The following is an 18539-nucleotide window of genomic DNA, read 5'->3' on the forward strand; positions in this document are numbered from 1 at the left end:
GTTTCAGGCCCCAGCAAGGAGTGAAACGATGATGGACCTGACTGCAAAGCCCGAGACGATCGAGTGGCTCGGCGTTCAATACAAGACCATCCTCTCACCGTCGCAAAGCGGTGGCACGCTGTCCATTGTCGACAGTCTGTCGCCCGTGGGAAGCGGCCCGCCGCGTCACGTCCACGAAAAGGAGGATGAGACTTTTGTCATCCTTTCCGGCACCTGCAAGATCTGGATCGACGGTGAAGAGACCCTCGCGGGCCCGGGCCAGAGCGTCTTCATACCGCGCGGAACCAACCACACGTTCAAGGTGGTCGGGACGGAACCGTCACGGCATCTGGTCATCCTGACACCAGGTGGGTTCGAGCAATTCTTCGTCGAAATGGCTGCCGGAAGTTTCCAGATTCCGGCTGATATGCCCGCGATTGAGGAAGCCGCCAAGCGCCACAACCTCGTCTTCACCGGACCTCCTCTCGACTGACGGTTGGCGAGGGCATCCCGGAAGAATTGTAAAAACCGCGGCGGCGCGCGCCGGTGGAGGGGGTGTCATTTTCGCCCCCTCTCGAAATTGGGTTGGGAAAACCATTGTTCCTCGCACCCGGTGCACAGGCCGACGAGATAACCACGGCGTTTTATTTTTTGGCGAAAACACCGCCTTATTTGCGCCCTAACTTTTTTGTGAATTTTCGCGCCGACGTCTTCAAATCCATGCGATGAGACATACTTGGGCTGCTCTAGTTAGGGCAGCTGAACGCGCTCCCCCAGGTAAATACATCCCAAGGGACAACGACTCCATGATAGAATTCGAACTGAACGGACGGCAGGTTTCTGTAGACGCCGATCCGGACACGCCGCTGCTGTGGGCGATCCGAGATGAGCTTGGTCTCACCGGCACCAAATTCGGCTGTGGAATAGGGGCCTGCGGGGCCTGCACCGTGCATATCGATGGCTCCGCCGCGCGTTCCTGCATCACCTATCTGTCGGATGTCGAAGGGCTTTCGGTGACAACCATCGAAGGCCTGGACGAGGACGGCAACCACCCGGTTCAGGAAGCTTGGCGCAACCTGCGAGTCCCGCAATGCGGCTATTGCCAGTCGGGCCAGATCATGCAGGCGGCTTCGCTTCTCAAAGATACCCCGAACCCGAGCGACGAGGACATCGACGCCGTCATGACCGGCAACCTGTGCCGTTGCATGACATACACCCGTATCCGTCAAGCCGTGCGGGAAGCGGCCATCGCCATGGGAGGGTCCAACAATGGCTAACCTGTTGTCTCGTCTTGCAAACGCCCAGACCAAACCCCAAATGACCCGGCGCGGTTTCCTCGTCTCGATGACCGCCGCCGGGGTCGCGTTCGGCTTCCCGCGCACATCGGATGCCGCGATGAACCCAGCCGTGCCGGATGGAGCGCCCGTGGCAGCCGATGGCCGGGTTTTCGAACCCTCAATGTGGTATTGGATTGACGCCGACGGCCAAGTCAACGTCAACATCATCCGCGCGGAAATGGGTCAACACGTGGGGACGGCCATTGCGCGGATCCTGGCGGATGAATTGGAGGTCGCATGGGAGAAGGTTCAGATTACCCATGTCGACACCCATGAAAAATGGGGCCTTATGGTCACCGGCGGAAGCTGGTCGGTCTGGCAAAGCTGGCCTGTCTACCGTCAGGCCGGTGCCGCCGGCCGGATTGCGCTGATCGAGGCCGCCGCAGCCAAATGGGGTGTTGATGCCGCATCGCTGACCGCACGCGACGGTGTAATCTCGGATGGTAGCCGCGAGATCACCTATGGTACGCTCGTTGCCGAAGGGCTGGAGCGGAGCTTTACCGAAGAAGAGCTTGCCGCGCTGCCCCTGAAGCCCCATGCCGACTTGCGGCTGGTGGGCCAGGACGTGCATCCCTTGGATCTCGACACGAAAACCACCGGCCAGGCGATTTACGGGCTCGATGCCAAGGTCGACGGCATGATCTATGCCGTGCCCATGCTGCCGCCGACACGCTATGGGTCCAAGGTGATTTCCGTAGATGACAGTGCCGCGAAATCCATCAAGGGTTATCTCGAAACGGTGGTGCTTGATGACCCGTCGGGCACGGTTCCGGGCTGGGCGGTCGTTCTGGGTACCAGCCTCCATGCGGCGCGCTCAGCGTCCTACGAGATCGAGATCGATTGGACGCCAGGTGACACCGCCGATGTGTCGGAGGAGGATATCCAGGCGCGCGCGCGGCAGCTGATCGAGAGCGATGCGGGCGCGGTCCTGCCGACGGAGCAGCCCGATACGTCGGCGGCATTTGACGCCGCTACGGACACGTTGGAGGCCGAATATACCACTCAGTCGGTGCTTCACTTCCAGATGGAGCCGGTGAATGCCACCGTGTTCCAGAATGCAGATGGCATCTGGGAAGTGCATGCGGGCAACCAGTGGCAATCCCTGATCCTGCCGACGCTGGCAACCGCGTTGGAAGTGCCCGCCGACAAGATTGTCATGCGCAGCTACATGCTGGGCGGCGGCTTCGGGCGGCGTTTGAACGGCGACTACATTGTCCCTGCTGCGCTTGCATCCAAAGCGGTGGGCAAACCGGTCAAGCTGGTCTTTGCCCGCGAGGAGGATGTCCAGTTCGACAGCATCCGCTCGCCGTCGGTACAAAAGCTGCGAATGGCCTTCGACGATGGTCAGGACGTCATCGCGATGGAGCACCATGCCGCCGCGGGGTGGCCGACGCAGGTGCTGGCGCCCGGGTTCATGCCGAAAGGGGTGAACGGAGAGCCTTTCGACCCCTTTGCCATCGATGGTGCCGACCACTGGTACTCGGTTGGGGCTCATCGGGTGCGGGCCATCTCCAACGACCTGGCCAACCAGACCTTCCGGCCTGGCTGGTTGCGGTCGGTCGGTCCGGGCTGGACCAATTTTGCGGTTGAAAGCTTCATGGATGAGGCCGCGCACAAGGTTGGTGCCGATCCGCTGCAGTTCCGGCTCGACCATTTGAAGGCAGAGGGCATCAACGCTGGCTCTGCGCCGAACCCGGTTGGTGGTGCATCGCGGCAGGCAGCCGTTCTGCGCCGGGTGGCCGAGATGTCTGGCTACGGCAAGCGCGAGCTGCCAGAGGGAACGGCGATTGGTCTGGCGACCACTTTTGGCCAATCTCGCACCATGCCGACCTGGACCGCTACGGCTGTGCAACTGGCAGTGGACACTGAAACCGGCGAGGTCGATGTCCAGAAGATGTGGTTGGCCTTTGACTGCGGGACCGTCGTGGATCCGGACGGCGCGCGGGCACAATGCGAAGGTGCCGCACTGTGGGGGCTTTCCATGGCGCTGCATGAAGGCACCCGGATTGAAAACGGCAATGTGGTCGATCTCAACCTCGGCGCCTACACACCGCTGCGGCTGGAGGATGTGCCGGAGATGGAGATCGAATTTGTCGAGAGCAGCGAGGTTCCCGTTGGTCTCGGGGAGCCAGGCACCACGGTCGTTGCCCCGGCCATTGCCAACGCGATCTTCAATGCTTCAGGCGCGCGGGTCCGCCATTTGCCCATCACCGCGGATGCGATCCTTTCCGCGTTGAAAGGCTGACGATATGGGCGGGCGCATTTCCCTGCGCCCGCCCAAACATCGGGTTGGAGTACGTGGGCGCGCGTTCGGTCAGCCCCATACGGTGGCAAGTTGCTCAAACAGCGCCGCGACGACCGGAGTTGACTTGAGTGCCTGCGGTGTCAGCATCACCAGGCAGGCCGGTACGCTTTGAGTTTCGCACAGGCTGAGCCCGAAGGAATGTTGCTGATCCAAGGCAATAGTTTCACGACACAGGCATAGGCCGACACCTGCGCGAACCATCTCCAGCATTGATGCCTCGTGATCGACCAAGGCGACCACGTTCTGAGTGCAATCGTGTTGCGCAAAGATCCGGCTCAGCAGCCGGTTGTGAACGGACACCCCGGTCGTGCCGATCCATGGCAGCGCCGCCAGCTCGGGCCAACTGGCGGCGGCGACCCGGGCCTCCCATCCGGCGGGCGCAATGATGCGGTAATTGAAGCTGGCCAGAACCTTGACCTGCATCCCGTCGGCCGAGGCAATATCATCAACCGCGCCGGGATCTGTCAGGTAGAAACCGGCGTCGATCTGGCGGCGACGGAGTTTCTCCAGAATTTCACCGCTGATCCCGTGCACCAGTTCCGTGGTGATGCCGGGGTGCGCCTTCCCGAGCTGGCTCAGCAGGCGGCCCAGCCGGATGAATTCCGGGTCCACGATCGTCCCGATGCGCAGTGCCCCTGCAACCTGTCCGACCCGTCCGCTGGCGCTTTGCCGGAACTCGGCCATGGCGCTCAGGACGGCCTCTGCCTTGGGCAGCAGCGCCTTGCCATCAGAGGTCAGGTACAGCCCGTGTGGCGCCCGCTTGAAGAAAGTGACGCCGGTTTCTTCGCTGAGGCGCTTGATCTGGTGACTGATCGCCGGTTGCGTGAGGTTCAATACCTCTGCCGCGCGGGAAACGCTGCCTTCCCGGGCCACTGTGACAAAGGCGAGGATGCTGTTCAGGTTCGAGAATCTTTCCATATTACGAAACTTAATATCAGTCAGAGATATATGTCATTGGGAATGTGCTCCCGGCCTTACTAAACCGGAACCCGGAGATACGCAGGGCAGCGCCTTTGCCCCGACAGCCCCGTTTCGGGGGCGGTTCGGCGGCGATGGATGCCCCGCTCGAAAGGTGAGGGACGACATGGCAGGAATGGCAACCGAGTTCGACTTTATCGTGATTGGAGGCGGCTCCGCGGGCTGCCTTCTGGCCAACCGCCTGAGTGCTGATCCAGCCAATCGGGTCCTGCTGCTGGAGGCTGGCAAGGCCGACAGCTACCCGTGGATTCACGTGCCTGTCGGCTACCTGTACTGCATCGGCAACCCGCGCACCGACTGGATGTACAACACCGAGGCCGACAAGGGCCTGAATGGGCGCAGCCTGCGCTACCCGCGCGGCAAGACGCTGGGCGGCTGTTCGTCAATCAACGGCATGATCTACATGCGCGGTCAGGCCCGCGACTATGACAATTGGGCCGCGCTGACCGGCGAAGACGACTGGTCCTGGGAGGGGGCTCTGCGCGATTTCAAAGCGCACGAAAACCACTACAAGCTGGACAATGGTGCCGACCCGAAGGTGGGCGACAACGAGCGTTTTTCCGACCTGCATGGCCATGGCGGCGAGTGGCGGGTCGAAAAGCAACGCCTGCGCTGGGACGTGCTGGACAGCTTTGCCGATGCCGCGGAAGAGGCGGGGATCGCCAAAACCGACGATTTCAACAGCGGCGACAACGCGGGTGTTGGCTATTTCGATGTAAACCAGCGGTCCGGCTGGCGCTGGAATACCTCCAAGGCATTCCTGAAACCCGCCCGGGCACGGCGCAACCTGACGGTCTGGACCGAGGCACAGGTCCAGAAGCTGACCTTTGACAAAGACGCCAACGGCGCGCTGCGCTGCACCGGTGCACGGGTCGATCGCAAGGGAAACGTCGTTGACGTGAAAGCCCGGCGCGAGACCGTACTGTCGGCAGGGGCCGTCAACTCGCCGCAGGTCCTGCAACTGTCCGGCATTGGTCCGGCGGATCTGCTGCGCGAGCATGGCATCGAGGTTCTGCGCGACGCACCCGTCGGCGAGAACCTTCAGGACCACCTGCAAATCCGCGCGGTCTACAAGGTGAACGGAACCCGCACGCTCAACACTCTGGCGAATAATCTCTTTGGAAAGGCGAAGATCGGCGCGGAATATGCGCTGAAACGATCCGGCCCGATGAGCATGGCGCCCAGCCAATTGGGCGCATTCACCCGCTCCGACCCGAACCGGCCTCATGCAAACCTTGAATATCACGTGCAACCGCTCAGCCTCGATGCCTTTGGCGAGCCGCTGCATGCCTTCCCGGCTATGACGGTCAGTGTCTGCAACCTGAACCCGACGAGCAGGGGGCACGTGCGCATCCGCTCGGCCGACTTCCGCGATGCGCCGCTGATCTCGCCCAACTACCTCGCCACGGAAGACGATCGCAAGGTCGCTGCCGACAGCCTGCGGCAAGTGCGTGAAATCATGTCCCGGCCCGCGATGGCAAGCTACGAGCCCGAGGAGTTCAAACCGGGTGTCCAGTACCAGAGCGACGAGGACCTCGCCAAGCTGGCCGGCGACATTGCCAATACGATCTTTCACCCTGTCGGCACAGTGAAAATGGGCCGCGAGGACGATGACAGCGCCGTTCTGGACCCGCATCTGCGCCTCAAGGGCGTGGCCGATCTGCGTGTCGTCGATGCCAGCATCATGCCAGAGATCACCAGCGGCAACACCAATTCCCCGACCTTGATGATCGCGGAAAAGGCAGCGCGCTGGATCTTGGCCGGACACTAATCGCACATCTTCCTGACGGAGAAACAAATGCGTTCATCGTTTTCCAACCTGCCCCTGCGCGGGGTCAAAGTGGTCGATTTCGGGCAGTACATCGCCGGGCCTGCCGTGGCGATGCTGCTGGGCGATCTTGGCGCGACCGTCGTGCATATCGACCCGCCCGACGGGCCGATGTGGGACAGCCCGGCGAATGCGACCCTGATGCGCAACAAGCTGATCGTGAACCTGGACCTCAAGTCCGAGGCAGGCCTGGCGCAGGCCCGCGCGCTCTGTGCCGAAGCCGATATCATTGTCGAGAACTTCCGCCCCGGCAAGCTGGCCGCGCTCGGCATTGATTTTGCCGCCATGCGCGAGGAGCGCCCCGAGCTGATCACGCTGTCGATCCCCGGGTTTGCCTCGAACGATCTGGAGCGGCGCGAGCAGCGCGCCTTTGAAAGCGTGGTTGCGGCCAGTTCCGGCGTGTTCACCGACATGGGGCTGAACAGGGTGCTGATGGGGCTGAACCCGTCCTTTTCGCCGCTGCCGCTGGCCTCGGCCTATGCCTCGCAGATCGCGGCATCCGCGACAGTGCTGGCTCTGCAATCCCGCCAGGTAACCGGACTTGGCGACCAGATCGAAGTGCCGCTGGCCGCCGCCGTGATGGAGGGGCTGTGCTACAACTCGATCAAGGTCTCGGACATGCCGGAACGGTATCTGACCCAGCGCGAGGTCGAGATCGAGCGCCGCCGGGTCGAGGGGCTGCCGATGAACGTGTCCTACGAGGAACTCCAAGAGCTTCTGGACCCGTTCTTTCGCAGCTACATGTGCAAGGATGGTCGGATGTTCTACGTGGTCTGCCCCAGCCACAAGAACCATGCGCGCCGCTGCCTCGAGGTGTTGGGCCTCTATGACGAGATGCTCGAAGCGGGGCTGCAGGAAGAAGAGGACACCTACAAGCCGCAGTCTGAATGGGTTTCGGACACCTCGCTCGGTGTTTACCCGATGCCGAAGTTCTGGGCCGACAAGATCGCTGCGCGGATGAAAGAGGTCTTCTTGACCCGAACATCGCACGAGTGGAAACGGATGTTTGGCCGCGCGGGCATCCCCGGCGCGCCGCAGCGCTGGCTGCAGGAATGGATCAACGACGAATACGCCGAGACCTCGGGGCTGATGATCGACGTCACGGACCCGGAGTACGGCGAGATGACACAACCCGGCCCGGTGGTCTGGATGGAAGAAAGCGGCGAAGAGGCGCTGAACCCCGAACCGCGCCGCTGGGTGGATTTTGACGAGGCGCTGGCGGTCCTGCGCAAGCTGCCGACTGACATACCAGCCCCGAAAGAGAAGCTGGACCAAGAGGGTTGGCTCTCGGGCGTGCGCGTGTTGGACATGTGCAACGTCATCGCGGGGCCGCATGCGGCCAGCTATCTGGCGCGCTTTGGTGCAGAAGTGATCAAGCTCGATCCGGCAACGCCGCTCTACGACAGCTGGAACACCGTGATCTACGGGCTCAGCCAGGGCCGGGGCAAGAAGTCGATCTTGGCCGACGTAAAATCAGAACATGGGCGCAAGGTGCTCGAAGACCTGGTGAAATCGGTTGACGTGATCTTCTGGAACGCGCCGGACAACCAGATCAAACGCATGGGGCTGGACGCCGACAGCCTGCGCAAGCTGAACCCGGAGGCGATCTTCTGCAAGCTGGACTGTTTCAGCGGCGTGCGGCGCGGCACCCGCACGGATTACATCGGTTATGACGATCTTGTGCAGGCAGCCACTGGCATCATGCTGCGCTTTGGCGGGGCTATGGACCGCCCCGAGGAGCACGCCCACGTGGGCACCATTGACGTGATGTGCGGCTTTGGCGGCGCGCTGGCCGTGGCCGCGGCGCTCTATCAGAAACACCGCTTTGGCCGCATCGGACGCGGCCGCACCTCTCTCAGCGCCAACAGCGGCTTGCTGCAGGTGCCCTTTGCCTATGATTTCCGGGGGCGCGGACTGTTCGACGAGCCTTCGGGCCCGGAAGCGAACGGCTACGGCCCGCTCCACCGTTTTTACAGCACCGCTTCGGGAGTCTACATCCTGCTGTGCGCGTATGAGACGGATCTGCCCCGGTTCCGCGAGGTCGACGACTTGGCGGATCTGCCGGATTTGCCCGAAGAAGACCGTGCGACCTACCTCGCAGGCGCGTTTCAGACGCAACCCGCGACCGAATGGATCGCCCGCCTGCGCGCAGCAGACATTGGCTGTGCAATCTGTAACAACATCGACGCGCTGCGCTCTGAAAACCTGCGCGAGGCGGATGGCACGCCCGGCATCGAACGGGGCAGCTATTCCTTCTCGCAAGACAGCAACCACCCCAGCGGTCACGAGGTGATCCAGCTGGATCCCTATGCGGTGCGCCCCACGCGCGGCAAAGTCTTTGCCCTGTCACCGACAGAAAAATTCGGCACCTCGACGCGGGCTATCCTGCGCGACCTCGGCTACTCCGATGCGGCCGTCGCGCGGATGCTGGAGACCGGCCAGCTTAGCGAGAGCTGGAGCGCCGAATACCTGCCCAGCTGAGGGCACTGTCAAAGGGGGGCTGCACATGCCTCCCTTGTTGCTCTGCGGCGTGCCGCAAATCCCGAACGGTCTGGCGCATCACTGGCGTGCAACAGTTGCGCGCCAAAAGGAGGAGGCAGCCCGGACCCCCAAGCCATAACGGAGGAGACATGGCCAACAAACCCCCACTGATGGAACTGGACATCGCGACGGCGGAGCGCGGGTTCTATTCCGGATTCGCCAAAAGCGTCGCCATCCCGTCCAAGTTGCTGGTCAGCGCGCTGATCGTCTGGGCCATCACGGTGCCTGACAACGCCGCCGCAGTATTGAATGCCCTGAACGGTGCGCTGCTCAAGAGCTTCGCCAGCTGGTACATCTGGGTGGTGGCGCTGTTCCTGGTGCTTTGCATTGGCCTCGCGCTGGTGCCAACCACCGGACGCCTGAAGCTGGGCCTGCCGGAGGATCGCCCGGAATTCTCGCGGTTTTCTTGGTTTTCCATGATGTTCGGCGCAGGCATCGGCATCGGCATGCTGACCTTTGCCACCGCCGAGCCGATGTACCACTTTGCGACCAACCCCAATGTCATCATGGGCGAAACCACCGGATCGACCGCGGACAACGTGACCGCCGCCTATGTCTGGTCGTTCCTGCACTGGGGCTTTTCGGCCTGGGCCTGCTATGCGCTTGTCGGGCTGTCGCTGGCCTATTTCTCTTATCGCCGGAACCTGCCGCTGACGGTGCGCTCAGCGCTGGTGCCGCTCTTTGGCGCAAGGCTGTCCGGGCCTGTGGGGCATGTCGTCGATATCGTGGCCGTTGTCGCCACCATACTTGGTGTCGCGCAGACACTGGGCTTTGGTGTCGAGCAATTCGTGGCCGGCCTCAACCGCGTGGGCCTTGGCGACTGGATCGTGCAGCCTGATGGCAAGCCGAGTTCGGCCGGTATCGTGCTGGCGCTGGTGGTGATCCTTGGCGCCTCCACTCTGTCGGCCTTGTCCGGCGTGGGCAAGGGGATCAAGTGGCTGTCGAACCTCAATATGGGGCTCAGCTTCTTCCTGCTGGCTTTCTTCATCCTCTTCGGCTCCACCTTTTTCGGGCTGAACGCGTTGGTGACAGGGCTGGTGGCCTACGTGATCGAACTGCCCGCGCTGCTGTTCACGGTCTGGCACGCCGACGGGACCGAGACCGGTGACGCCCTGGCCGCATGGCAAGGCGGCTGGTCGGTGTTCTACTGGGCTTGGTGGATCGCCTTCGCACCCTTTGTCGGCGTGTTCCTGGCCCGGATCTCGCGTGGGCGCAGCATCCGTGAGTATGTGCTGGGTGCGATCATCGTGCCATCGCTGATGTGCTTCGTCTGGTTCACCCTTGTCGGAGGCACGGCCATCGACATGACTTTGAACGGCGCGGCTGGCGACGCGATCGCGGGCGCGGGGCAGGAGAGCCAGTTGTTCGTCATGCTGGACCTGATGCTGAGCAGCGGACTGGCATGGATCATGGCGGCGATTGTTGTCGTTCTGCTGCTGACCTATCTGGTAACAACGGCAGACTCGGCGATCCTGATCGTGAACACAATCAACGCCGCCGGAGAGGAAAGCCCAAAAGGGCGCGTGCATATCGTGTTCTGGGGCGTCGCGCTGAGCCTCGTAGTTGGCGGCCTGCTGCTGGTCGGCGGTCTCGGGGCAATCAAGACCGCCATGGTGATCGGCGCGTTGCCGTTCAGCCTGGTCATGTTCCTGATGTGCGTGGCGCTGACAAAAGCGATCATCAAGGACGCGATCCGCGATCGCCGGGGCGTGAAGAGCCTTCATTTGAAAGCGTAAAATGTTCGCCACTCGAGGCTGGCAACTGCCGACCTCGTGTGGCGTAGGCATCGTGCTGTCAGGATGCATCGATTTCAGTCGCGCAGGCTCGCTCACGACGACAGAAAGCGACCTTTGATATAGTGATATAGCCGCTGCTCTAACGAGGATTGCAAACTAGGCCTCTGCAACCGAAAGCCACATCAGCTACGAGACCCGCACAGCCCGAATGGATTTCGCCGATTGCTGATACCCGAATAGGCGCTTTGGCCGCATGGAAGGGCAGCTGGCGCGAATACATACGGCCGATCGGGTGAGGCGTGGTCAAACCATGCCGAACACCTAGCCATCATCCTAGACATAAGGAGCCGGAATTTATTTGCGATCTCAGGGGGGGGAATGGCGGAGAGACAGGGATTCGAACCCTGGGTGGGCTTGCACCCACAACGGTTTTCGAGACCGCCCCGTTCGACCACTCCGGCACCTCTCCGCGGGGGGTGAGGCGCGGTTTAATGTTGTTTCCGACAGTGCGCAAGGGAGAAATGGCAGTTTGCGAAAAAAACCTGAAATCCTTTGCCGATCCCGTTTTTTTACCTAAGTTCCCTATATGCTTAGATCACACTCCTTTCCCGCTACGCTCCGCCTTGCCTGTGCCGGTCTGTTGTTGCTGCTGAGCCTTCTGGCCGCGTCCGCGACACTGGCGGCTGATCGTCAGCGCGTGACAACCTTTCTCAACGTGACCGGGTTTGACGTCGCTCTGGACAGCATCGCGCTGTCCGCTGCTTCGGCACCCCAGATGTTGGGTTTGGATGTCGGCACATTCGGGAACCAGTGGGGGCGCCTGTCGGATGATGTGTTTGACACGGCTGTCATGCGTCGCATGGCCGAGGACATTCTGGTAGAAACGCTGGACGATGCAGCGCTCGACCATGCCGCTGCATTCTATGCAAGTGACCTTGGCCAGCGCCTGGTCCGCGCCGAAAACGCCGCCCACATGGTGGCCGACGACGAGGTCAAGCAGGAAGCCGGAAGCCGCATCATTGCGGATTTGGTGAAGTCCGGCAGCGAACGGCTTGTCCTTTTCCAACGCATGGGGCGGGCGATCGATGCGGCCGACACCGGCGTGCGGGCCGTGCAGCAGATTCAGTTTCGCTTCCTGATGGCTGCAACCGCAGCCGGAGTTATCGACCTTGAACTGGATGCAGACGAATTGAGGGCGTTGCTGGACAACCAGGCCGACGCCATGCGTCTTGAGCTGCAGGCCTCGGGGCTGGCGAGTTCCGCCTATACCTACCAAGATTTCACGGATGAAGAGCTGGAACAGTACGTGACCGCACTGGAACAGGAAAAGATGCAGGAGGTTTACGAGCTGCTTAATGCGGTGCAATACGAAATCACCGCAAACCGCTTCGAGGAACTGGCCCGCCGTCTCGCAGACCTCACACCCGCGCAGGATATATAAGCGCAGCGCCCTCTAAGCCTTTTGGCCCGGGGCCGGGGGACCGGCAGAAACGGGTTGACAGCTTGTGGATTTTCGATCATAAGCCCGCAGTCCCGGCTCGGAATCTCTGCGCCGGGATTCATTTGTAATACGCCCGCATCGCGGGCGCGCTGTTCGAGGCGGCATCTGCCGAAAACGCCCGCAAGGGGGCCGAAGGACGCGGTTGAAAAAGGAAAGACGCATATGTTTGCGGTCCTCAAGACTGGCGGCAAGCAGTACAAGGTTCAGGCGGGCGACGTGCTCCGCGTTGAAAAACTGGCTGCTGATGCTGGCGAAACCATCCAATTCGACGAAGTTCTGATGCTGGGCGGCGACGCTCCTGTTGTTGGCGCTCCGCTGGTCGAAGGCGCTGCTGTGAAGGCAGAAGTGATCGACCAGATCAAAGGTGACAAGGTCATCAACTTCGTCAAGCGTCGCCGGAAGCACTCCTCCAAGCGCACCGTCGGCCACCGTCAGAAGCTGACCCTGGTCCGGATCACCGAGATCCTGGCGTCGGGCGCAACCAAAGCGGCCCCGAAAGCCGCAGCCAAGGCAGCTCCTGCTGCCAAAGCAGAGAGCGCCGACGACCTGACCCAGCTGACCGGCGTAGGCCCTGCCGCCGCCAAGAAGCTGAACGAAGCCGGTCTCACCAGCTTTGCCCAGATCGCAGCCTTGTCCGAAGACGACATTGCTGGTATCGAGGCAATCAAAGTGAAGCCCGAGTGGGTTGAGCAAGCCAAAGAACTGGCTAAAGGCTAAGGAGAGACAGAATGGCACATAAAAAAGCTGGCGGTTCCTCCCGTAACGGCCGCGACTCCGCAGGTCGCCGCCTTGGCGTGAAACTCTTCGGTGGCCAGGCGGCCATCGCGGGCAACATCATCATTCGTCAGCGCGGCACCAAGTTCTGGCCGGGCGAAGGCGTTGGCATGGGCAAGGATCACACCCTGTTCGCCACCACCGATGGTGCTGTCAGCTTCCGCAAGGGCCTGAAAGGCCGCACCTTCGTATCGGTTCTCCCGGTGGCGGAGGCCGCTGAGTAAGCCGACCCGAACGGTAGTAAAATCATGGGGGATCGGCTTTGGGCCGGTCCCCTTTTTTGTTGTTTACGGATGCGAGTACCCAATGACGTTTCCATTCCGGCCCCACGCCGCAACGGCTTGGCGGCGCCTGAAAAATTATTGCGCTGACAGCACTTGCCGTTGCGTCAAAACGAACACATTTGGGGGGTGCGACACCCCACGGCGGCCCCAATCCCGCCGCACAATGTTGCGTTGAGGAGGACCACATACATGAACCTGGAACAGATCGTGTGCCAGCAGGTGATAGAGACCGAACGGTTCGTCCTGCGCCCGCTGCGAAAATCCGACTCCGGTTTGATCGAGCATTACGTCAGCGACGAACGCGTCGCGCGAATGACCCGCTCCGTGCCGCACCCCTTGCCGCCCGGGGCCGCAGAGGCCTTCGTGGCCCGCGCCATGGCCGAGGATCGTGACGAGGACATCTGGGTGATCGACGGTACGATCGAAGACGATGCCGAGCTGAAAGGCGTCATCGCGCTGAAACGGATGGATCGAAACCAGTCCGAAGTCTCTTTCTGGACGGCGCCACCGTTTTGGAACACCGGCCTGGCTTCGGCCGCCTTGAAGGCACTTGTCGATGCCAACCCGCAAGGCAATGCTGCGATGTTTGCGTCGGTGTTCCAGGACAATCCCGCCTCGGCCCGGGTGCTGACGCACTGTGGGTTTACCTATCTCGGCGATGCAGAAAGCTACTGTGTTGCCCGGGATGCGACCGTGCCAACCTGGACCTACAGCCGAAAACTGTGATTGGCGCGGGCTGCGCTTTCGGGTAAGGCAATCAAAAGATTTCCGCAGACGCGTCCGGCGTTTGCGGAAAGAACTGTACTGGCAAACGCGGCAAATGGCCGAGTTGCATTAAGGAGCTGTCATGAAATTCCTCGATCTGGCTAAGGTCTATATCCGCTCCGGCGCGGGCGGGAACGGCTGTGTCAGCTTCCGCCGTGAAAAATACATCGAATACGGGGGGCCTGACGGCGGGGACGGCGGCAAGGGCGGCTCGGTCTGGGCCGAGGTTACCGACGGGCTGAACACCCTGATCGATTTCCGGTATCAGCAGCACTTCTTTGCCAAGAACGGGCAATCCGGCATGGGCCGCCAGCGCACCGGCAAGGATGGCGACGACATCGTGCTGCGGGTGCCCGTCGGCACCGAGATCCTGGACGAGGACGAGGAAACCGTTCTGGCAGACCTGACCGAAGTTGGCCAACGGGTGCTGCTGGCCAAGGGCGGCAATGGTGGTTTTGGCAACCTGCACTTCAAATCGGCCACCAATCAGGCACCGCGCCGCGCCAACCCGGGGCAGGAGGGTGTCGAGCGCACCATCTGGCTGCGGCTGAAGCTGATCGCGGATGCTGGCCTGCTGGGTCTGCCCAACGCGGGGAAGTCGACCTTTTTGTCGGCCACCTCCAACGCGCGCCCCAAGATTGCGGATTACCCGTTCACCACGCTGCACCCGAACCTGGGCGTGGTCGGCATCGACAACACAGAATTCGTTGTTGCCGACATCCCCGGCCTGATTGAAGGCGCGCATGAGGGCAAGGGCATCGGCGACCGCTTCCTGGGCCATGTCGAACGCTGCGCGGTGCTGCTGCATCTGGTTGACGGCACCTCCGACACGGTGGTCGAGGACTATGAGACCATCATCGGCGAGCTGGAGGCCTATGGCGGCGAGCTGGCGACCAAGCCGCGCATCACCGCGCTGAACAAGGTGGACGCGATCGACGCGGAAGAGCGGGACGAGAAACGCGCCGCGCTGGAGGCCGCCGTAGGCGGGCCGGTGCTGCTGATGTCGGGCGTCAGCCGCGAGGGCCTGAACGAGGTGCTGCGCGCGGTCCGTGCGCAGATCGACGATGACCGGGTTCGCATGAAGCCCGCCGAGGAGGAAGAGACTTGGCGGCCCTGAGTTCTGCCCGGCGGATTGTCGTAAAAATTGGCTCTGCTCTGCTGGTTGACCGCGATAGCGGCGAGCTTCGGGCGGGCTGGTTGCACTCTCTGGCCAATGATGTCGCCTGGCTGAAGGCCAACGGAACGGATGTCGTGCTGGTATCCTCCGGCTCGATTGCACTGGGCCGCGGTGTTCTAGGATTGCCGCGCGCCGATCTTCCCCTGGAGCAATCTCAGGCCGCGGCCGCGGTGGGACAGATCCGTCTTGCCCGTGCTTACGAGGAAGCCCTCGCACCGCACCGGATCACAACAGCGCAGGTTTTGGTGACGCTGGAAGATAGCGAAAACCGCCGCCGCTACCTGAATTCGCGCGCCACGCTCGAGACCTTGCTGAGCCTCGGCGCGGTGCCGATCGTGAATGAAAACGACACCATTGCCACGGATGAAATCCGCTATGGCGACAACGACCGTCTGGCGGCACAAGTTGCGGTGACGGTCGGCGCCGACGCCCTGATACTGCTGTCGGATGTTGACGGGTTCTACAGTGCAAATCCGGCGCTGGATCCTGCTGCAAAGCGTTTCGACCGCATTGAAGTGATCACGCCTGAGATCGAGGCAATGGCCGGCGATGGCGTGTCAGGCCTGTCCAAGGGCGGCATGATCACCAAATTGCTGGCGGCCAAGATGGCCACGGCGGCGGGCTGCGCCATGGCGATCACTGAAGGATCACCTTTGAACCCCTTGAAAACGCTGGAAGAAGGCGCAGCTTGCACCTGGTTTACCGCGCAAGGAGATCCGCAGGCTGCGCGCAAACGCTGGATCGCGGCCATGAAGACACGCGGCGTTCTGACCATCGATGAGGGCGCCGCCCAGGCGCTGACGTCCGGCAAAAGCCTGCTGCCCGCAGGGGTGCGTCATGTGGAGGGTGACTTTGGCCGCGGCGATCCGCTGGCCATCCTTGGCCCAGACGGGCGCAAACTGGGGCAGGGGCTGTCGCGCTATACCGCTGACGAGGCCCGTGCCATCCAGGGGCGTCAATCGCAAGAGATCGAGGCAACCCTGGGATACCCAGGCCGCGCCGCGCTGATCCACCGCGATGATATGGCGCTTTGACCACAGCTGGTGATAGTTTATTCCGGCCCGCAGGCATGCAGTGCCAGACAGGGACCGGCAAGGGCACAAGATAGATGAACGAGACTGACAACATTGCCGCCATGATGGCGGAGCTTGGCAAACGTGCAAAGCAAGCAGCGCAAACGCTGGCAACGGCCAGTGCAGAACGCAAATACGCAGCGCTGATCGGCGCCGCCGAGGCGGTCTGGAGCCGCCGGGCGGAAATCATCGCCGCCAACGCCAAGGATTTGGAGTTTGGCCGCGACAAGGGGCTGTCGGATGCGATGATGGACCGGCTGATGCTGGACGAGCCCCGCATTCAGGGCATCGTCGACGGGCTTCGTGCGGTGGCCGAGCAGGCGGACCCGGTCGGCGAAGTGATGGAAGATTGGCGGCAACCGAGCGGCCTGCATATCCAGCGGGTCCGTACGCCGCTGGGCGTCATTGGCGTGATCTATGAAAGCCGTCCCAACGTCACCGCCGATGCCGGCGCGCTGTGCCTGAAATCCGGCAATGCGGTGATCCTGCGCGGCGGCTCGGAAAGTTTCCATTCCTCCAAGGCGATCCACGCCTGCCTCGCGGAGGGGCTGGAATCCGCGGGCTTGCCCGCTGACGCGGTGCAGCTGGTGCCGACCCGCGACCGCGCCGCGGTGCAGGAACTGCTGACCATGACCGAATACGTCGATGTCATCGTGCCGCGCGGCGGCAAGGGGTTGGTTGGTCTGGTCCAGCGCGAGGCGCGGGTGCCGGTCTTTGCCCACCTGGAAGGCATCGTCCACATCTATCTGGACAAATCGGCGGATCCGCAAAAAGCGTTGGACGTGGTGCTGAACGCCAAGACCCGGCGCACCGGCATCTGCGGCGCCGCCGAATGCCTGCTGATCCACCAGGATATTGCCGAGACCCTTGGCAAGACCGTGCTCGAGGCCCTGGCCGCCGCAGGTGTTGAGATCCGCGCTGAGGTCGGGCTGCCGGGACCGGAGGGCATGACGCTCGCCAGTGCCGAGGATTGGGGCAAGGAATACCTGGATGCGATCATCGCCGCCAAACCCGTGGCGGACATCGACGAGGCGATCGCCCATATTCGCACGCATCACTCGCAGCACACCGACTGCATTATTACCGAGGATAAGGCTGCAGTTCAGAAATTCTTTGCTGAACTGGACAGTGCTATCCTGATGCACAATGCCTCGACCCAGTTTGCCGACGGCGGCGAATTTGGCATGGGCGCGGAAATCGGTATTGCCACCGGCAAGATGCACGCACGTGGACCGGTGGGCGCCAAACAGCTGACCAGCTTCAAATACCTGGTGCGCGGCAACGGCACGACCCGCAGTTAAGAAAGAGAAACGCCGGGCTAACAGCCCGGCGTTTTCAATAGCTTGGAGGCCAACCTTCAGAACTGAAGCGTGATCTTTTCCAGGTTCTGCTCCAACCGGACGGTGCGTTCAGCCTCGCGGGCTGCCTCTGGCAGCAGCGCGAACTGCACCAGTGCGGGCGTGATTTCCGCGTTGGACGTTCCGCCGCTGACCCGCGCCCAGAGTTCGTCATCCACGTTCAGCTTGCTGCCTTCACCCATCACGGTCCACTTGCCGTCAGCGCAGAAGATCTTGATCGTGCCGCCATAAGGCAGAGCGCTTTCCAGGCACAAAGCGCACAGCAGTGCCAAGCGCGCCTCGCTGCGGGTACAGACCTCGAGCGGTGCCCACTGGTATTTCACCCGGCCCGCCTTGCTGATGTCCTCCAAAACCGAGACGATCTCGGCCCGGCCCATTTGCTGCTCGCCGGCCGAACCGAAAGCAATACGGAAGAAACGGATACGTGCGTTTGCATTGGCGACACTGTCAGAGATCAGCTCCAGCTCCGGTCCCGACATGCTGCCAGCCATGCCCAGCAATTCCAGGCCGTTGTTGATGGCACCGACCGGGCTGATCAGATCGTGACAAATCCGTGACCCTACCAATGCGGCGAGATTGGCGTTATCTACTGCCATAACTTTTACTTCCTCCGAAATAGGCCACCCGCCAATGAATGACCTGAACGCTATTTTGGCCCCCGGAATGTTCGTCCGTCACCCCGATCACCCGGACTGGGGTATCGGCCAAGTACAGTCGAACGCGGGCGGCAAGATCACAGTCAATTTCCCCGACCAAGGGAAACTGGTCATCGACGGGGCGCGTGTCGCTCTTATTCCCGTCTTTGAGCCATAACCGTTTATGAAGGGTTAACGAACTCCCTCAAATACACGCTAATTCTTGCGCTTTCTTTGCCGCATAAGTTAGGTGCGCTCAACCCTGAAA

16 protein-coding genes and 1 tRNA gene are annotated in these 18539 nt (G+C 62.0%); 14 read left to right on the forward strand and 3 right to left on the reverse strand.

All coding sequences use genetic code 11. The annotated features are described in order from the left end of the window. Positions 1–28 precede the first annotated feature (28 nt). The 3 genes from ACZ52D_RS15950 (at position 29) to ACZ52D_RS15960 (ending at position 3561) form a co-directional block, all read left to right on the forward strand. Positions 29–472 (forward strand): cupin domain-containing protein, encoded by a 444-nt coding sequence (locus tag ACZ52D_RS15950; protein ID WP_464441937.1) that lies wholly within the window; start codon positions 29–31, stop codon positions 470–472. 313 nt (positions 473–785) lie between these two features. Further along, positions 786–1256 (forward strand): (2Fe-2S)-binding protein, encoded by a 471-nt coding sequence (locus ACZ52D_RS15955; RefSeq protein WP_464441939.1) that lies wholly within the window; start codon positions 786–788, stop codon positions 1254–1256. A gap of 40 nt (positions 1257–1296) precedes the next feature. Next, positions 1297–3561 (forward strand): xanthine dehydrogenase family protein molybdopterin-binding subunit, encoded by a 2265-nt coding sequence (locus ACZ52D_RS15960; protein ID WP_464441940.1) that lies wholly within the window; start codon positions 1297–1299, stop codon positions 3559–3561. Between the two features lie 69 nt (positions 3562–3630). On the opposite strand, the gene ACZ52D_RS15965 is transcribed toward ACZ52D_RS15960, so the two are convergent. Further along, complete coding sequence (locus tag ACZ52D_RS15965; RefSeq protein WP_464441942.1) at positions 3631–4539, reverse strand: LysR family transcriptional regulator; 909 nt, start codon at positions 4537–4539, stop codon at positions 3631–3633. Between the two features lie 166 nt (positions 4540–4705). On the opposite strand from ACZ52D_RS15965, the gene ACZ52D_RS15970 reads away from it, so the two are divergent. From ACZ52D_RS15970 to ACZ52D_RS15980, 3 genes are all read left to right on the forward strand, one after another. Beyond that, entirely contained in the window at positions 4706–6370 is a 1665-nt protein-coding gene (locus ACZ52D_RS15970) for a GMC family oxidoreductase (protein WP_464441944.1), read from the forward strand. 27 nt (positions 6371–6397) lie between these two features. Beyond that, positions 6398–8908 (forward strand): CoA transferase, encoded by a 2511-nt coding sequence (locus ACZ52D_RS15975; RefSeq protein ID WP_464441946.1) that lies wholly within the window; start codon positions 6398–6400, stop codon positions 8906–8908. A gap of 149 nt (positions 8909–9057) precedes the next feature. Further along, the gene (locus ACZ52D_RS15980) at positions 9058–10704 is read left to right on the forward strand and encodes a BCCT family transporter (RefSeq protein WP_464441948.1); all 1647 of its coding nucleotides are present in this window, start codon (positions 9058–9060) and stop codon (positions 10702–10704) included. Positions 10705–11083: 379 nt separating this feature from the next. Here ACZ52D_RS15980 and ACZ52D_RS15985 read toward each other — a convergent pair. Then, positions 11084–11173, reverse strand: a tRNA-Ser gene (locus ACZ52D_RS15985). Positions 11174–11290: 117 nt separating this feature from the next. Between ACZ52D_RS15985 and ACZ52D_RS15990 the strand changes: the two genes are divergently transcribed. The 7 genes from ACZ52D_RS15990 to ACZ52D_RS16020 all read left to right on the forward strand — a co-directional run bounded on the left by ACZ52D_RS15990 (position 11291) and on the right by ACZ52D_RS16020 (position 17579). Then, positions 11291–12145, forward strand: coding sequence for a DUF2059 domain-containing protein (locus tag ACZ52D_RS15990; RefSeq protein WP_464441950.1), 855 nt, complete (start codon positions 11291–11293; stop codon positions 12143–12145). A gap of 222 nt (positions 12146–12367) precedes the next feature. Continuing rightward, positions 12368–12922, forward strand: a complete 555-nt coding sequence (gene rplU, locus ACZ52D_RS15995) for a 50S ribosomal protein L21 (RefSeq protein ID WP_222453054.1) — start codon at positions 12368–12370, stop codon at positions 12920–12922. An 11-nt stretch (positions 12923–12933) separates the two neighbouring features. Next, the gene (gene rpmA / locus ACZ52D_RS16000) at positions 12934–13203 is read left to right on the forward strand and encodes a 50S ribosomal protein L27 (protein WP_222453053.1); all 270 of its coding nucleotides are present in this window, start codon (positions 12934–12936) and stop codon (positions 13201–13203) included. 249 nt (positions 13204–13452) lie between these two features. Beyond that, positions 13453–13989 carry a GNAT family N-acetyltransferase gene (locus tag ACZ52D_RS16005; protein WP_369924077.1) on the forward strand — a complete coding sequence of 179 codons (537 nt, stop codon included), beginning with the start codon at positions 13453–13455 and terminating at the stop codon, positions 13987–13989. 121 nt (positions 13990–14110) lie between these two features. Beyond that, positions 14111–15145 carry a GTPase ObgE gene (gene obgE, locus ACZ52D_RS16010; protein ID WP_222453051.1) on the forward strand — a complete coding sequence of 345 codons (1035 nt, stop codon included), beginning with the start codon at positions 14111–14113 and terminating at the stop codon, positions 15143–15145. Further along, positions 15133–16239: a glutamate 5-kinase gene (gene proB, locus ACZ52D_RS16015; protein ID WP_464441952.1), complete on the forward strand. Its 1107-nt coding sequence runs from the start codon at positions 15133–15135 to the stop codon at positions 16237–16239. Before obgE ends, proB begins: the two co-directional genes overlap by 13 nt. A gap of 74 nt (positions 16240–16313) precedes the next feature. After that, positions 16314–17579, forward strand: coding sequence for a glutamate-5-semialdehyde dehydrogenase (locus tag ACZ52D_RS16020; protein WP_464441954.1), 1266 nt, complete (start codon positions 16314–16316; stop codon positions 17577–17579). A 56-nt stretch (positions 17580–17635) separates the two neighbouring features. Here ACZ52D_RS16020 and ACZ52D_RS16025 read toward each other — a convergent pair whose 3' ends face one another. After that, complete coding sequence (locus ACZ52D_RS16025) at positions 17636–18232, reverse strand: histidine phosphotransferase family protein (protein WP_222453048.1); 597 nt, start codon at positions 18230–18232, stop codon at positions 17636–17638. Between the two features lie 34 nt (positions 18233–18266). Between ACZ52D_RS16025 and ACZ52D_RS16030 the strand changes: the two genes are divergently transcribed. Then, positions 18267–18449, forward strand: a complete 183-nt coding sequence (locus tag ACZ52D_RS16030) for a DUF3553 domain-containing protein (protein WP_222453047.1) — start codon at positions 18267–18269, stop codon at positions 18447–18449. Positions 18450–18539 lie beyond the last annotated feature (90 nt).

It is taken from the genome of Leisingera sp. S2M4 (assembly GCF_055398055.1).

What these genes read in the sequence shown, in the direction of transcription:
- ACZ52D_RS15950 (WP_464441937.1), top strand. Translation starts at nt 29, where the DNA reads ATGATGGACCTGACTGCAAAGCCCGAGACGATCGAGTGGCTCGGCGTT.
- ACZ52D_RS15955 (WP_464441939.1), top strand. Translation starts at nt 786, where the DNA reads ATGATAGAATTCGAACTGAACGGACGGCAGGTTTCTGTAGACGCCGAT.
- ACZ52D_RS15960 (WP_464441940.1), top strand. Translation starts at nt 1,297, where the DNA reads ATGACCCGGCGCGGTTTCCTCGTCTCGATGACCGCCGCCGGGGTCGCG.
- ACZ52D_RS15965 (WP_464441942.1), bottom strand. Translation starts at nt 4,539, where the DNA reads ATGGAAAGATTCTCGAACCTGAACAGCATCCTCGCCTTTGTCACAGTG.
- ACZ52D_RS15970 (WP_464441944.1), top strand. Translation starts at nt 4,706, where the DNA reads ATGGCAGGAATGGCAACCGAGTTCGACTTTATCGTGATTGGAGGCGGC.
- ACZ52D_RS15975 (WP_464441946.1), top strand. Translation starts at nt 6,398, where the DNA reads ATGCGTTCATCGTTTTCCAACCTGCCCCTGCGCGGGGTCAAAGTGGTC.
- ACZ52D_RS15980 (WP_464441948.1), top strand. Translation starts at nt 9,058, where the DNA reads ATGGCCAACAAACCCCCACTGATGGAACTGGACATCGCGACGGCGGAG.
- ACZ52D_RS15990 (WP_464441950.1), top strand. Translation starts at nt 11,291, where the DNA reads ATGCTTAGATCACACTCCTTTCCCGCTACGCTCCGCCTTGCCTGTGCC.
- rplU (WP_222453054.1), top strand. Translation starts at nt 12,368, where the DNA reads ATGTTTGCGGTCCTCAAGACTGGCGGCAAGCAGTACAAGGTTCAGGCG.
- rpmA (WP_222453053.1), top strand. Translation starts at nt 12,934, where the DNA reads ATGGCACATAAAAAAGCTGGCGGTTCCTCCCGTAACGGCCGCGACTCC.
- ACZ52D_RS16005 (WP_369924077.1), top strand. Translation starts at nt 13,453, where the DNA reads ATGAACCTGGAACAGATCGTGTGCCAGCAGGTGATAGAGACCGAACGG.
- obgE (WP_222453051.1), top strand. Translation starts at nt 14,111, where the DNA reads ATGAAATTCCTCGATCTGGCTAAGGTCTATATCCGCTCCGGCGCGGGC.
- ACZ52D_RS16020 (WP_464441954.1), top strand. Translation starts at nt 16,314, where the DNA reads ATGAACGAGACTGACAACATTGCCGCCATGATGGCGGAGCTTGGCAAA.
- ACZ52D_RS16025 (WP_222453048.1), bottom strand. Translation starts at nt 18,232, where the DNA reads ATGGCAGTAGATAACGCCAATCTCGCCGCATTGGTAGGGTCACGGATT.
- ACZ52D_RS16030 (WP_222453047.1), top strand. Translation starts at nt 18,267, where the DNA reads ATGAATGACCTGAACGCTATTTTGGCCCCCGGAATGTTCGTCCGTCAC.